Annotated in this window: 13 protein-coding genes and 1 pseudogene; 6 read left to right on the top strand and 8 right to left on the bottom strand. The window is 61.9% G+C overall.

Annotated elements, in window-relative coordinates; all coding sequences use genetic code 11:
• Positions 1-211 precede the first annotated feature (211 nt).
• Positions 212-1375 carry a nitric oxide-sensing protein NosP gene (gene nosP / locus ACA071_RS18390; protein ID WP_497640450.1) on the top strand — a complete coding sequence of 388 codons (1164 nt, stop codon included), beginning with the start codon at positions 212-214 and terminating at the stop codon, positions 1373-1375.
• Positions 1305-3941, top strand: a complete 2637-nt coding sequence (nahK, locus tag ACA071_RS18385; RefSeq protein WP_497640449.1) for a hybrid sensor histidine kinase/response regulator NahK/ErcS' — start codon at positions 1305-1307, stop codon at positions 3939-3941. The genes nosP and nahK overlap by 71 nt, the downstream gene beginning before the upstream one ends.
• 178 nt (positions 3942-4119) lie before the next feature.
• On the opposite strand, the gene ACA071_RS18380 is transcribed toward nahK, so the two are convergent.
• From ACA071_RS18380 to ACA071_RS18355, 6 genes and pseudogenes are all read right to left on the bottom strand, one after another.
• Positions 4120-4785 (bottom strand): response regulator transcription factor, encoded by a 666-nt coding sequence (locus ACA071_RS18380; RefSeq protein WP_123508683.1) that lies wholly within the window; start codon positions 4783-4785, stop codon positions 4120-4122.
• A gap of 57 nt (positions 4786-4842) precedes the next feature.
• Positions 4843-5400 (bottom strand): annotated as a pseudogene (locus ACA071_RS18375) (PQQ-dependent catabolism-associated CXXCW motif protein).
• 240 nt (positions 5401-5640) lie between these two features.
• A complete protein-coding gene (locus ACA071_RS18370; protein WP_497640448.1) occupies positions 5641-6432 on the bottom strand; it encodes an ABC transporter permease in 792 nt (263 codons plus the stop codon).
• Positions 6429-7160, bottom strand: coding sequence for an ABC transporter ATP-binding protein (locus tag ACA071_RS18365; protein WP_497640447.1), 732 nt, complete (start codon positions 7158-7160; stop codon positions 6429-6431). Before ACA071_RS18365 ends, ACA071_RS18370 begins: the two co-directional genes overlap by 4 nt.
• Positions 7157-8116: a YVTN family beta-propeller repeat protein gene (locus ACA071_RS18360; RefSeq protein ID WP_497640446.1), complete on the bottom strand. Its 960-nt coding sequence runs from the start codon at positions 8114-8116 to the stop codon at positions 7157-7159. The genes ACA071_RS18365 and ACA071_RS18360 overlap by 4 nt, the downstream gene beginning before the upstream one ends.
• 37 nt (positions 8117-8153) lie before the next feature.
• Entirely contained in the window at positions 8154-9338 is a 1185-nt protein-coding gene (locus ACA071_RS18355) for an ABC transporter substrate-binding protein (protein WP_497640445.1), read from the bottom strand.
• A 156-nt stretch (positions 9339-9494) separates the two neighbouring features.
• Here ACA071_RS18355 and ACA071_RS18350 point away from each other — a divergent pair, with 156 nt between their 5' ends.
• Genes ACA071_RS18350 through ACA071_RS18340 form a run of 3 tightly spaced genes read left to right on the top strand, consistent with a single transcriptional unit; the run spans position 9495 to position 11517 of the window.
• Positions 9495-9617, top strand: a complete 123-nt coding sequence (locus tag ACA071_RS18350; RefSeq protein WP_497640444.1) for a hypothetical protein — start codon at positions 9495-9497, stop codon at positions 9615-9617.
• Between the two features lie 2 nt (positions 9618-9619).
• On the top strand, positions 9620-10882 hold the full coding sequence (locus tag ACA071_RS18345) for a sensor histidine kinase (protein ID WP_497640443.1): 1263 nt from the start codon (positions 9620-9622) through the stop codon (positions 10880-10882).
• A complete protein-coding gene (locus tag ACA071_RS18340; RefSeq protein ID WP_497640442.1) occupies positions 10879-11517 on the top strand; it encodes a response regulator in 639 nt (212 codons plus the stop codon). Before ACA071_RS18345 ends, ACA071_RS18340 begins: the two co-directional genes overlap by 4 nt.
• 121 nt (positions 11518-11638) lie before the next feature.
• Here the strand turns inward: ACA071_RS18340 and ACA071_RS18335 are convergent, their stop codons facing one another.
• Both ACA071_RS18335 and exaA read right to left on the bottom strand, forming a co-directional pair.
• Entirely contained in the window at positions 11639-12286 is a 648-nt protein-coding gene (locus ACA071_RS18335) for a pentapeptide repeat-containing protein (RefSeq protein ID WP_497640441.1), read from the bottom strand.
• A 152-nt stretch (positions 12287-12438) separates the two neighbouring features.
• Positions 12439-14331, bottom strand: a complete 1893-nt coding sequence (gene exaA / locus ACA071_RS18330) for a quinoprotein ethanol dehydrogenase (protein WP_497640440.1) — start codon at positions 14329-14331, stop codon at positions 12439-12441.
• Between the two features lie 254 nt (positions 14332-14585).
• Here exaA and pedF point away from each other — a divergent pair, with 254 nt between their 5' ends.
• Positions 14586-15047 (top strand): cytochrome c-550 PedF, encoded by a 462-nt coding sequence (gene pedF / locus ACA071_RS18325; protein WP_497640439.1) that lies wholly within the window; start codon positions 14586-14588, stop codon positions 15045-15047.

Genomic DNA, 15047 nt, shown 5'->3' with positions numbered 1-15047 from the left:
GTCCCGATTCTGGTCGCGCATCGACCAATGGGGGGCTGCTTCGCCGCCCAGCGGGAGCAAGCTCCCTCGCCACAAAAGCTCCCGCCATTCAATCTCTACGCTTGCACTCTCATCCCATCGAAGCGCCTGACCGCTACCCAAGTAGCATACGTCCCGGCCCGCAGGCTTCGTACACTCGCACCTCATACATGCGCACCTGCGGGAGGCGACGATGCAGCAGGTCCAGAGTGAAGGCGTGGTCAGTGCGATGTCCCAGGCCACCGATGCGCAGCAGGCAGCCCAGGAGTTGGCGCGACAGCTGTTGCATCCACACCTGGGCTTTGTGCTGTTTTTCTGTTCCGCCGAGTACGACTTGCAGGCGCTGGGCCAGGCCTTGCAGCAAAGCTTCGGCGGGATTCGCCTGGTGGGCTGCACCAGCGCCGGGGAAATCACCCCGCAAGGCTACGGCCGCAATTGCGTGACGGCAGTCGGGTTCGACCATCGGCACTTTTCCATCGCCATTGAACTGATCGACGAGATGGAGCGCTTCAGCCTGATCGACGCCCAGCAAATGGTCGAACGCCTGGTGGGCGGCTGTCGCAGCAATACCCTGGCGCCGATCAAGGGCAACAGCTTTGCCCTGACCCTGCTCGATGGCCTGTCCAGCCGTGAGGAAATGGTCCTCGCCGCGTTGAGCGCAGCCTTGGGCGATATCCCGCATTTCGGCGGTTCCGCTGGCGATGACAACTACCTGACCCACACCCACGTGTACTTCGATGGCGTGTTCCACAGCGGCGCGGCGGTGGTGGTGCTGGTCAACACCTGGCTCGATTTCGAAGTCTTCACTACGCACCACATCCTGCCCCGGGCGGAAAAACTGGTGGTGACCGGGGCCGACAGCGCATCGCGACGGGTCTTCGAACTTAACGCCGAACCTGCCGCCGAGGAGTACGCCCGCCATATCGGTGTGCCGGTCGCCGAGCTCGATCACCGGATCTTCGCCGCGCACCCGTTGGCGGTGCGGATCAACGATCAGTACTACGTGCGCGCCATCCAGCAGGTGCACCCGGACCTGAGCCTGAGTTTTTACTGCGCCGTGGAAAACGGCATTGTCCTCACCGCCATGACCCCAGGCCCCATGCTACCGAACCTGCAAGCGCTGTTCGCGGGCCTGGAGGAACGCCTCGGCGACCTGTTGCTGACCATCGGCTGCGACTGCTTTCTGCGACGCCTGGAACTGGAAGAGCGCGGCAGCCTGGAACCGATCGGGGCGTTTTTGCGTGAGCATCGGGTGATGGGTTTCAACACCTACGGAGAACAGTTCAATGGCATGCACATCAACCAGACCTTCACCGGGGTTGCCATTGCCCGAGGCCGTTCCCCTGGACACCGTTGAACTCCAGGCGCAGGTCGCCGGCCTGCAGCGCGACAACCACAAGCTGCAGCGCATCAATGGCGCGCTGATCGAACGGATCGAATCCGGCATCACCCGGGGCAACGACCCGTATGCGGCGTTCCAGCATTCGGTGGTGCTGGCCGAACAGGTCCGCGAGCGCACCGACGCCTTGAATCAGGCCATGGCCGAACTCAAGGCCGGCAATCACTTGCTCAGCGATGCACGCCTGCGGGCGGAAACCGCCCATCAGCATTTGATCGATGCGATCGAGAGCATTTCCGATGCTTTCGTGTTGTTCGATGAAGACCAGCGCATCGTGCTGTTCAACAGCCGCTTCAAGGCTTTCTGGGGTAACAGTCGGGTGCGGATCATTGCCGGTATGCACCTGGCCGAGGTCAAACGCTTGATGACGGCCACCGGGTTGTTCACCGAGGAACCCCGGGGTCACGCCGACCAGAATCTGCTGTATCGCCTGCAAAATGGCCGCTGGCTGCAAGTCAGCGAACGGCCGACCCAGGAAGGCGGGCGGGTGATTCTGTTTACCGATATCACTGACGTCAAACTCAGCGAAACCGTGCGCCGTGAGCAAGCCGTGGCGCAGAAATCCCACCTGCTGCAACGGGCCGTGGACAACCTGTCCCAAGGCGTGGCGATGGTCAACGCCGACGGCATCCTGGAACTGTGGAACCGGCGTTTTCTTGAACTCAGCGGCCTGGCGCCGGTGGCGGCCCATCGGCCGTTCGCCGAGGTGATCGCCGATAGCGAATTGAACCTGCTGACCCCGGCCAGTCGTGACAGCAACGGGCGGTCGGTACAGGAATGCGAGCAGCGTCTCTACGATGGCCGGGTCCTGGAAATCCGCACCCATCCGCTGCCCACGGGCGGCTTCGTCAATACCTTCACCGACATCACTGAACGCTACCAACACGCCGAAGCGCTCAGCGAAAGCGAACGCTGGATTCGCTTGATCACCGACCATGTGCCGGCGCTGATTGCCTACCTGAACGCCGATCTGGTCTACGAGTTCACCAACAAGGTCTACGAAGAATGGTACTGCTGGCCCCGGGGCGTGATGCTCGGGCAGAGCCTGCGCGAGGTCCACAGTGAGCAGCATTACCAGCGCCTGGAAGCCTATGTCGCCCGGGCCTTGGCCGGTGAAAGCGTGACCTTCGAGTTCGCCGAAACCAACATCAACAATCAGGAACGCTACATGCTGCGCTCCTACGTGCCCAATCGCCTGGCCACCGGGGAGGTGGTGGGGATTTTTGTGTTGATCCGTGACATCACCGAACGCCGCCGCACCGCCGAGGCCTTGCACCAGGCCTATCAAAACCTTGAGTTGCGGGTGCGCGAACGCACGGCGGAACTGACCACCCTCAACGATCAACTGCTGCGCGAAATCGATGAGCGCCGTCGCGTCGAATCACGCCTGCGCGAAGCCAAACTCGAAGCCGAGCAGGCCAACCTGTCGAAGACCAAGTTTCTCGCTGCCGTCAGCCACGACTTGCTGCAACCGCTCAACGCGGCGCGGCTGTTTACCAGCGCTTTGCTGGAACGCCGGGAGCCAGTGGCCAACGCGATTCTGGTGCGCAACGTCAGCAATTCCCTGGAAGACGTGGAAAACCTGCTGGGTACTTTGGTGGATATTTCCAAACTCGATGCCGGGGTGATCAAGGCTGACATCGCGCCGTTCGCCCTCAGCGAATTGCTGGAAAACCTCGCCGCCGAGTACACCCAAGTGGCGCGCAGTGAAGGGCTGGAGCTGCATTTCATCCCGTGTTCGGCGCTGGTGCGCAGTGATATTCAGTTACTGGCGCGGATCCTGCGCAATCTGCTGAGCAATGCGATTCGCTACACCTACAGCGGCCGTGTGGTGCTCGGTTGCCGCCGCCATCATCAGCGCTTGTCGATTGAAGTCTGGGACAGCGGCATGGGCATTGCCGAAAACCGTCTGGAAGAGATTTTCCAGGAGTTCAAGCGCGGTGATGTACAGCGTCCGGATCAGGATCGCGGCTTGGGCCTGGGCCTGGCTATCGTCGAGAAAATCGCCGGGATCCTCGGGCACCGGATTCATGTGCGCTCGTGGCCGGGCAAGGGCTCGATGTTTTCCGTCGAAGTGCCGCTCAGCGCCACGGCGCCCAAGGCGTTGCCGAGCTTGTTGATGAGCGAGCCGATGCTTGAGCGCCTGCGCGGTGCGCGGGTGTGGGTGCTGGACAACGACGCAGCGATTTGCGCGGGGATGCGCACGTTGCTGGAAGGTTGGGGGTGTCTGGTAGTGACGGCGCTGTCGGAGCAGGATTTGGCCCGGCAAGTGGACAACTATCACCAGGAAGCCGACTTGCTGATTGCCGACTACCACCTGGACGACGACCAGAACGGCGTCGATGCCGTGGCCCGGATCAATGCGCGGCGGGGTTCGGCTATTCCAGCGATGATGATCACGGCCAATTACAGCAACGAGCTAAAGCTGCAGATCCGTGAGTTGGGGCACACCTTGATGCATAAGCCGGTGCGGCCGATGAAGCTGAAGACCGCGATGAGTCACCTACTCGGTCCATCCCGATAACTTGAGTCGCCCCCCGACCTGTAGCAGCTGGCGAAGCCTGCGTTCGGCTGCGCAGCAGTCGTAAACCCTGACGACGCGGTTTTCCTGATAAACCGCATTGTCTGATTCACGACTGCTGCGCAGCCGAACGCAGGCTTCGCCAGCTGCTACAGAGTGCGCGTCTTGCGTGGATTGTGCTTCAACGCCGCAGATAAGACCCGAAATCAATATCCCCGGCACTCAAGATCGCCTGCACCCGGTTGTGCACGTTGAGTTTGCGCAGGATCGCCGACACATGAGCCTTGACCGTGGTTTCGGCGATTTCCAGGGTGTAGGCGATCTGTTTGTTCGACTCACCCTTGGTCATCCGTTCAAGTACCAGCAACTGCTTGCGAGTCAGGGCCTGGAGCAGTTCCGGCGGGAAGCTCGGGTTGTCATTCATGCGGCGGTGGGTGCCGGGTTTTTGCGTGCGGATGATGTCCGGCGGCAGGTACACGTTGCCGTTGAGAATCTGTTGGATGGCCTCGGTCATCTGCAATCGTGGCGAAGATTTGGTGATGAAACCCACGGCGCCGTAAGTGATGGCTTGCAGCACGATCTGTTTGTCCTGCTCGGCCGAGACGATCACCACCGGAATGGTTGGCGCCTCGTTGCGCAGGTTGATCAGGCCGTTGAGGCCGTGCATGCCCGGCATGTTCAGGTCCAGCAGGATCAGATCCAGGTCGTCGTGTTCCTGGGTCAGCAGCAGGGCGCTGTCCAGGTCGGCGGTTTCCATCACTTCACTGCCGGGGAAACCGTCGCTGATGACGTTATGAATAGCTTCGCGAAACAGCGGGTGATCGTCGGCAATCAGAATTTTGTACATAGCCATTCACCTCATTATTTTGATTTTTTGGTGGGGCAACAACACGCAGGTGTTCAGTCAGGGAAAGGGCTCGGGCTGGGCCGGCGCAACGGGCAGGTTCGCCGCTTGCCAGGCATCCAGGCCATCGCGATACCAATACACTGACTTATAGCCCATGGCCGCGGCGCGTTTTACCGCGTTCCAGCTCAACTAGCAATCGGAGCGGCAGTAGAAGACCAGCGGTTGCTGGCGGTCACCGTCGCTCCATTTATCCAGATTACGCGCAAAGTAGACTTGCCAGTCGGCTGTCAGGTCGCCGTCGCCGGTATTGGCCAACCAGTGACTGCCGGGCAGGTTCTCGTGGGGCTGGTCTTCGATGAAACGCCCTTGCAGCCATTGGCGGCGGTAGACGTCGATTAACACTGGGCGCGGAGTCCGGGTGAGCAGGGCTTGCAGGGCGGACGTATCGAGAATAGTCGCACCCGGAAGCTGATTGGGCGTCGGGCTGCGGTACAGGCCGATGCGGTAACCGTCGGCAGAGAATAGCGGGGTTTCGGCGTGCGCGGTGCTCAGCAACAGGCTAAGCGACAGGGCAGCGAGGCAAGGGCGCAGCAGACGACGTCGGGCACGCGGCATGGGGGTTCAATCCTTATAGTTATGAACCTATTACATGCCAGTCCCGGTGCGATGGGAATGCGACGATAGACAGGTAAAGCAGTACTAAAGTAGTAATTTCAGAGGCTGATCGTTCCCACGCTCAGCGTGGGAATGCAGCCCGGGACGCTCCGCGTCCCAAAGCGGACGCGGAGCGTCCATTGAGGCATTCCCACGCAGAGCGTGGGAACGATCAATGTCGCGGAGCGTGGGAGCGATCATTCAGTTGGATTTGCGCAGGGCTGCGTGTTGCGGGTTGAAGGTGAGGACCGCGAGCAGCACGAACAGCAACGTCAGCCCGACGCACACCGCCAGCGCCAACGGGTTGAAGCGTTCATACAAGGCAAACCGCACCAGCTCCACGGCGTGGGTAAACGGGTTCAGCGCACACAACCAGTACAACCACTCACTGGATTCACGCATTTTCCACAGCGGATACAGCGCCGATGACAGGAAAAACAGCGGGAAGATCACGAAATTCATCACCCCGGCAAAGTTCTCCAACTGGCGGATCGCGTTCGACAGCAACAGCCCCAGCGCACTGAGCATCAGCGCCACCAGCAGCAACGCGGGCAAGGCAATGAGCAGGCCCATGGCCGGTGGTTGCACGCCATACACCCAGGCAATCGCCAGAAAGGCATACACCTGCAGCAGCGAAATCAGCGATGTCGCCAACAACTTGCTGCACAGCAAAAAGGTCCGAGGCAGGGGGCTGGTCAGCAGCACGCGCATGCTGCCCATCTCCCGGTCATAGACCATCGACAGCGAACCCTGCATGCCGTTGAACAGCAGGATCATGCAGGCCAGCCCCGGAATGATGTACACCTCATACGGAATGTAGGTGTCATACGGCTCGATGATCGCGATGCCCAGCGCCGCGCGAAACCCGGCGGCGAATACCAATAGCCACAACAGCGGGCGCACCAGCGCACTGAGAAACCGTGTGCGCTGCAACACAAAACGCAGCCATTCGCGCAGCACGATGCCGTTGAAACACTGCCAGTAAGCATTCATCGGGCGGCTCCTGAGGTGGTCAGTCGAGTGAAGGCCGAGCCCAGGTCGCCACCGTGTTCCAGGCTCAGGGCGTCGGCTTGTCCACTGGCGACCAGTCGTCCCTGATGAAGAATCAGCAAGTCGTCGCTCGGCTGCACTTCATCCAATAAATGCGTGGTCCAGAGCACGCTGATGCCTTGCTCGCGGCACAGGCTGCGGATGTGTTGGTTGAGCGCCAGGCGACTGGCCGGGTCGAGGCCGACGCTGGCCTCATCCAGCAGCAGCAAACGCGGTTCGTGGAGCAAGGCCCGAGCGATTTCCACCCGTCGGCGATGACCGCCATTGAGTTCGCGGACTTTTTCGCGACGGCGTTCGGTCAGCGCCTGGCGGGCCAGTTCGGCCTCGACCCGCAAACCGGTCTGGCGCCGAGACAGGCCGTGCAGCGCGGCGTGATAACGCAGGTTCTGCTCGACGCTAAGGTCCAGGTCCAAGGTGCTTTGTTGAAACACCACGCCCAATTGCTTGAGCGCCGGGCGCGGCGTATCACGCAACGAACAGCCGCCGACCCGGATGTCGCCGCGCTGCAAATCATAGAGCCGAGTCAGCAGGGCGATCAGCGTCGATTTCCCCGCGCCGTTCGGCCCCAGCAATGCGGCAAAACGCCCCGGCGCCAGGCTGAAACTCACCTGGCGCAGGGCCTCTTTCGCCCCATAAGCAAAGCTCAGTTCGCTGACTTCCAGTGCGTTCATGGGGTCACCACCACGCCCCAGGGATAGCGCCCGACCTTGATCGATTTGCTGACCTTGAGGCTGTCGATATCAATCACCGACACATCGCCGCTGACGCCGTTGGTGGCGAGCAATTGCTTCTGATCCGGGGTGAACGACATCTGCCACACGCGCCGGCCGACCAGCAGGTAATCGAGCACTTCAAAGGTCTTGGCATCGACCACCGCCACGTGATTGGCCGGGCCGAGGGCGACGAAACCGTACTTGCCGTCGGCGCTGAGCTTGATCCCCACTGGCTGCACCTTGTCCGGGTGTACGCCCTTGATCTGGAAGTTCATGGTCTTGAGAATCTTGCGCGTAGCGACGTCGAGAATCGTCACCGTGCCGCCGATTTCCGCCGAGGCCCACAGCTGTGAGCCGTCCGGTGAAAACTCGACGAAACGCGGGCGCTGGTCCACCAGCGTGCTGTCGGCCAACGTCTGGGTGCTGGTGTCGATCCAGTGCAGCATGTTCGTGGTCTCGCTGGTGTTCACCGCCCATTTGCCGTCGGGGCTGACCGCCATGCCTTCGGGCTCGACGCCGACGTTGATCTGGCTCAGCACCTTGGAGGTTTCGGTGTCGATCACCGTCACCAGCGCATCGTCTTCGTTGGAAACGTACAACCAGCGATTATTCGGGTGCAGGGCGAATTGCTCGGGGTCTTTGCCCGACGGCAACTCCTTGATGATCTTGCGCGTGGCCACGTCCATCACCTGGACCCGGTCCGAGTCGCTGGCGCAGATGTACAGCAACTTGCTGTCATGGGACAGCAACAGACCGCGCGGGCGCTGGCCGACGGGCAGGGTGTCGGTGACTTGCAGGGTCTGCATGTCGATCAGGCTCAGCGTGTTGTCCTTTTCGTTGGAGACCCAGGCGGTGCTGGCCACGGCGTGCCCGGCAGCAAGCAGCAGGGCGCATGAGAGCAGGGTACGGCGCATGGCGGATTCCTTTTTATTGTCGTTGTGGTGGAAAAAATCAGGGAAAGCGGCAGGTCACTTCGGGCTTGTCGTATCCCAGGCTGTCCATTTCGTTGAACGGGTGCAGGAAACCGTCCTGGGGCGAAGTGCTGACCAGCGCTCGCGGTTGCACGATGGGGATCGGCTGGCGCAACTGGCCGTTCCACGGCCGATAGCTGAGCTTGCGACCCTTGAAACCGTCCAGCGGCAATTGATCGCTGATCTCCAGCGCACGGATCGCCATCGGATCGGTCTGGCGCAACTTGCTCACCGCGCTGGCGATGCTGCGTACGGCCATCCACGCGGCGAAATCCCGGTCATTCATCCAGCGTCCGGCCATGGCCTCGAAGCGTTTTTGTAACTGCGCGGCGCCGTAGGTTTCCACGGTTTTGTGCCAGCCCACCGGGGTCAGGCCCTGGGTGCCGGCGACCGGGCGCGGATACCAGGTCTGGTAGGGCACGTATTCGCCGAAGTCACCGCGTTCATCCGCCACCAGCACCACGTCGTACTCGGCGGTCTGGGTGAATAGCGGCATGTCGGCCTGGGCGCTGCGGCGTTGATCGTTGTCGAAACTCCAGGCTTTTTCCGCCACCAGTTTCAGGCCGAAGCGTTTGGCGGCGCGGCGCAGGGCGGCGGCGTAGGCTTGATCGTCCGGCGTCGGGCCGACGATCAGCAGCGCCCGTTGCCATTTGCGCACCACCAGGAATTGCGCCAGCGCATCGGCGAGCATCGCCCGGCTCGGCAGGCTGTGCAGCACGTTCGGTAAGCAGTCGGTGCTGCGCAGGCTGTCATCCGGGCTGCCGGCGTTGAACAGCAAACTGTCAGTCAGCACCGCGCTGAGCCGGCGCAGGGTTTCCACCGGGGCATTCACCACAAACAGGCGCAAGCCTTGTTCGTGCTGGGCCTTGGCCGCTTCGATCAGCGCATCGGCGTTATCGGTGCTGGCGCTGACCAAGCTGTAGCTGTGGTTGAGGAAACGCCCGGTGCTGTTGCTGTCGGTGATCGCCAGTTCGGCGCCGCGCAGCCCGGCATCGGTCGGCTCGGGAATGACGTTCGACAACAGCGGCCCTGGATCGGGGCGATAACCCAGGTAGCCGATCTGCACCTGCAACGGCGCGTCGGCCGCCTGACTTTGAGTCGCCAGTGCGGCAGCGCAGGCAATCGCCAGCAGGTAGATCAAGGCGTAGGGGGCAAGCTGGCGCATAGGGCACTCCATGACGGTAGCGCCAGCATAGGAACCCTGCGGGGCGGAGGAAATATGCAGAAAGTACCGCTAAGGCAGTACCAAGGTAGTAACTCATCCCGGGCGGCGCGGTTTTAGCATGGGTTTCAACGGTCATCACTGAAGAGGAGGTCGACCATGCGAATTCTCAAGGCGCTGCTCCTGCCGTTGCTGTTGATCCTGACCCTGATCGGCCTCGACAAATTCCACAGCCCGCGACCGGCCCTGGTGCAGGCCTTGCCCATGACACCGGGGCGCTAGGCGTGTCGGCGCTGTGGCGGATCAACCTGTGGGTCGGCGGCTTTTTTGCCCTGGTCACCCTGGCGTGCATGGCGTTGCTGGTGCACCAGGCGCTGGCGGATGTCGAACGTGAGCTGAAATCCGCCGAAGCGGTGGTCGAGTACCTGAGCGAAACCGCCGAGCGTGACCCGGTCAGCCTGCAACCGCGACTGACCCAAAGTCTGCGCCATGTGCGGGTGCGCTGGCTGGATCCGGGCGAAACGGTGCGGCTGCCGGTGCAGGACGGCCTCGATGCCTGGCTCGGACGGCTGTTGTTCGCCGAGGCCCGTCACAGCGCCCAGGTGCTGGATTTAAAGGATGGTAGGCGCGTGCTGATCGCGGTCGATCCGCGCGACGAGATCGATGAAGTCTGGGATTCCCTGCAACAGGTGCTGTTCCTCTGCGGCCTGGCGCTGGTGGTGAGCCTGCTGACCATTCGCTGGGCGGTGCGCCGGGGCATGGGCCTGCTCGATGAATTGCTCCGTGCCTTGCAGCAAGTGTCCGCCGGCCAGCTCAACGTGCGCCTGCGCGGGCAAGGTGTGCCGGAAGCGCGGCAATTGGCGACGCATTTCAATCGCATGACCGGCGCGCTGGAACAGGCCCGTGCCGACAACACCCGACTGACGCAAACCTTGCTCGCGGTGCAGGAGCAGGAACGCACCCATCTGGCGCAGACGCTGCACGATGATCTCGGGCAGTACCTGGCTGGCATTCGTGCTCAAGCTTGTCTGCTACGACTGGTGGCGGACCAACCGGACACCGTCGAGCGCACGGTGCGCGAGCTGGAACACAATTGCGAGCACCTGCAACAGGGCTTTCGGGCGCTGGTTCACGACCTGTATCCGGTGGTGTTGCAACACCTGCCGCTGTCCGAAGCCTTCGCGTTGCTGGTGGAGCAGTGGCAGGGCCGGCAGGGCATCGATTGCCAGTTGCGGGTCAGTGCGCAGTTACCGGCGCTGTCGGGGCCGAGCAAGACCCATCTCTATCGCCTGTTGCAGGAAGCGTTGACCAACATTGCCCGGCACGCTGAGGCCAGTCAGGTGCGGGTTCGCCTGCAACATCGTGGCGGGCATTTACGCCTGCTGATTCGCGATAACGGTCGCGGTGCCGCGCAGCCGCAGCGCCCGGGTGTCGGGCTGTACTCGATGTTCGAGCGCGCCCGCAGCCTTGGCGGTGAACTGCGGATCATCAGCCACCCCGGCGCCGGTTGGGCGCTGGCCTTGAGCATGCCTTTGGAGGCGTCATGAATATTCTGCTGGTCGACGACCATGCGGTGGTCCGTCAGGGCTACGCCAGTTTGTTGCGGGCGTTGTTGCCGGCGATGGAAGTGCGTGAAGCGGCTACGGGTGAGGAGGCGCTGATTCGGGTCCAGGAAGCGGTGCCGAACCTGGTGATCATGGATTTCGGCTTGCCGGGGATCAGTGGACTGGAAACCACCCGACGCTTGCGTCAGCGCTTGCCGCAATTGCGCGTGCTGTTTTTCAGCATGCACGATGAACTGCCGTTGGTGCGCCAGGCGCTGGACGCTGGGGCTTCGGGGTACCTGACGAAAAGCTCGGCGCCCGAGGTGCTGATCGAGGCGGTGCGCCGCATCCTTGCCGGCCATGCCTACATCGAACAGCCGCTGGCGACCCAGCTGGCGTGCCACCCGCAACAGGATGCCAGCGACCCGCGCTTGCAAAGCATGACCCAGCGCGAACTGGAGATTTTCGTGATGCTGGCCAAAGGCACGCCGGCGCGGTTGATTGCCGAGCAGTTGAATATCAGCAGCAAGACGGTTTCCAATCATCTGACGTTGCTTAAGAGCAAATTGCAGGTCACGTCCCATACCGAACTGGTGCATTTGGGGATTGATATGGGGGTGGTGCGGGTAGCGAGTTAATGATCGTTCCCACGTTCCGCGTGGGAATGCAGCCCGGGACGCTCCGCGTCCCTCCAGAGCCGAACGCGGAGCGTCCGTGGAGGCATTCCCACGCGGAGCGTGGGAACGATCAGCGGCCGGATTACTTATCCCACGTTGTCGGACACCCCGAACACCCCTCCATGTTCGCATCCTGAAAATTCGCATAATGCTGCCGTGCGCCGCTGAGGTTCGCCTGTTCGAGGTTGCTTTCGCCGAACTTGGCTTCCTGCAGATTGGCATCGCTGAGGTTGGCGCCCTTGAGGTCGGCCTTGCTCAGCCAGGTCATTTCCAGGTCGGCGGCGCGCAGGTTGGCGTTGTGCAGTTTGGCGCCGGAGAGGCGGGCGAATTGCAGGTAGGCGGCGCTGAGGTTGGCGTTTTCAAATTGCGCGCCTTGGGCGAACAGGCCCCAACCCTGAATTGCCATCAGCGTCGCTCCCGTGAAATCGGCGAGTCGCAGGTTGCTTTGTTGCAGGCTGGCACGAGTCAGGTTGGCGCCTTGGAATTGGGCCTTTTCCAGGTTGGCAAGGTCGAGCCGGGCGTGACGCAGGTCGGCCTCGCGCAGGTCGGCGCCGCTGAGGTTCATGCTGCGCAGGTCCTGATTGCTCAGGTTGACGCCTTTGAGATTGGCACCGGGGCATTGGCTGTGTTCGGCGATGGTGCAGCCGTTGATGATCAGTGGGGCGTCGTCGCCGTCGTCGGCGTAAGCGAGGGGCAGGGTCAAGAGCAGCAATAAAGGCAGATATTTCATCACGAAACCTCTAAATGGGGATCGATACGGCTTCACGTAGCAGATGTCGAGTGAAACGAGGCTGCGTCGACGGTGTGCCTGACACACCGCTAACGCAGCCTCGCCGGGGCTCGACAGCTGCTACGTGATTCGTATCGGCAAGGTTGGTGGCGTTACTTCTGCGCCGTCTTATTATCCCAACTCGGAATCTTGAACACCCAGAACGACCCACCCTGAGCCACCGGTTTGGTCAGCTCGGCCATGTCGCCGCCCCACAACGGCACCGCGCCGCCGTAGCCGACGGTCACGCCGACGTACTGCTCGCCATCCTGTTCCCAGGTGATCGGCGGTGAGACGATGCCGCTGCCGGTCTGGAACTTCCACAGCTCTTCGCCGGTTTTCGCATCAAACGCCTTGAAGAAACCGTCGCCCGTACCGGTGAACACCAGGTTGCCCTTGGTCGCCAACACCCCGGCCCACAGCGGCAGCGCTTCCTTGTGCTCCCAGACCACTTTGCCAGTGGTCGGGTTCATTGCGCGCAGGGTGCCGACGTGATCGTCGTACATGCGCTTGATGCGGAAGCCCATGCCCAGGTAGGCCGAGCCTTTCTTGTAGTTGACCTCTTCGGTCCAGTATTCCTCTTTCCACTGGTTGCCTGGAATGTAGAACAGCCCGGTGTCCTGGCTGTAGGCCATCGGGTTCCAGTTCTTGCCACCGAGGAACGGCGGCGAGACTTCCACCGACTTACCCTTGGTCTCGCCCGGCAACGGTTTGGCCGGACGCTGGCCCGGATTCTCGACAGGTTTGCCGGTCTTCAGATCAATGTGGCTGGCCCAACTGATGTTGTCGACGAAGGGGAAGGCGTTCTGCAATTTGCCGTTGTTGCGGTCCACCACGTAGAAGAAACCATTGCGGTCGGCGTGGCCGGTGGCCTTGACCACTTTGCCGTCCTTGTCCTTGTAGTCGAACAGCACCAGCTCGTTGTTGCCGGAGAAATCCCAGGCGTCGTTCGGGGTGTGCTGGTAGAACCATTTCACCTCACCAGTACTCGGATCGACGCCGACCTGGCCCGAGGTGTAGAGGCTGTCGAAGTCGTGGGGGTTGCCGTCCTTGGAGGTGCGCGCCCAGGTGTTCCATGGGCCAGGGTTGCCGGCGCCGACGATGATGGTGTTGGTTTCCGGATCGAAACTGGCGCTCTGCCAAGGGGCACCGCCGCCGTGGCTCCAGGCCTCGACCTTGCCGGTTTCAGTGGTTGGGTCATCCGGCCAGGACGGTGCCTTGACGTCACCGGTGGTGGTGCTGTCTTTGCCGTTCAAGCGGCCCATGTGACCTTCGACGAAGGGGCGCATCCAGACTTCTTCACCGGTATCCGGGTCGCGCGCAAACAGCTGGCCGACCACGCCGAATTCATCGCCGGAGCTGCCATGGATCAGCAGCACCTTGCCGGTGACTTTGTCTTTGATCAGCACCGGGGCACCGGTCATGGTGTAGCCGGCGGCGTGGTCGCCGAACTTCTTGTTCCAGACCACTTTGCCGGTGTTCTTGTCGAGGGCGATCAGCCGTGCATCAAGGGTGCCGAAGTAGATCTTGTCGCCGAAGATCGCTGCCCCGCGATTGACCACGTCGCAGCACGGACGGATGTTGTCCGGCAGGCGATGGTTGTAGGTCCACAGGCGCTTGCCAGTCTTGGCGTCGAGGGCAAATACCCGGGAATAGGAACCGGTGACGTAGACCACGCCGTCGCTGACGATGGCCTGGGATTCCTGGCCGCGCTGCTTCTCATCGCCGAACGAGTAGGACCAGGCCGGGGTCAGTTTGAACACGTTCTTGTCGTTGACCTGGGCCAACGGACTCCAGCGTTGGGCGTTGGTGCCCATGCCGTATTGCAGCACGTCCTTGGTGGTCAGGTGGTCGTTGGCAATGTCTTCCCAAGTGACGTTATGGGTCGGTGTGGCCGGAGCGGTCGCAGCTTGGCTGGCAGCGCTCAAGGACAGGCTGCCCACCAGCAGAAAAGCCTGCACGGCGATAGACAGAGGGGAAAGGGCGGGTAGCGATCTTATTGTCATGGTTGCAGTTCCCAGTGGAGGTTTTGGCTTGCACAGGGTGGTGCGCCCGGCGGGTGGGCGGATACGGAAAAAGTCCCGCTGTTGCCGGGAAGACTTCCCAAACGGCACCTGATTTGGGTGTGCGCCACAAGCCCTACTACCAAGGGACTAGAAGGCGGCCACCAAAGCAGCATGGGGCTGGCGCAATAGGGTTCCTAAGATGGGTGCCATAGCCTCTTCACGGAGGTTTTGCGTGCAACCCTGAGGGCATAACAATGACAACAAAACGCAACGCCTTGCTTGTTGCCGGACTGCTGGCCGGTTTTATCAGCGCAGGCTCGGCCTGGGCCCACGGCAACGTGGTGCCACAAGCGGTGGAAACCCCGGGCCTGACCCCGATCAAGGACGCTGGTGTAACAGTCGATGGCGATGGCTGGGCGGCAGTGAACCCGTATCGCACCTCGCCGCAACACGATAAAGCCGTCGAAATCGGCTCCTCTGCTTACAACCAGAACTGCGCGGCTTGCCATGGCCTGGAAGCCAAGTCCGGTGGCATCGCCCCGGATCTGCGCATGCTCGATGTCGGCGACGCCGGTGATGAATGGTTCGTTGAGCGGGTGCGCAACGGCGCCGTGCGCGACGGTCGGGTCTACATGCCGAAAATGGCCGATTACCTGAGTCAGGAAGCCCTATGGGCTGTGCGTACTTACCTGGACAGCGTGCACGTCGAGGAGTAA

The organism is Pseudomonas sp. LBUM1646 (assembly GCF_059716165.1).
Note: the sequence above shows the minus strand (reverse complement) of the source record. Positions and strands in the feature narration are given on the sequence as shown.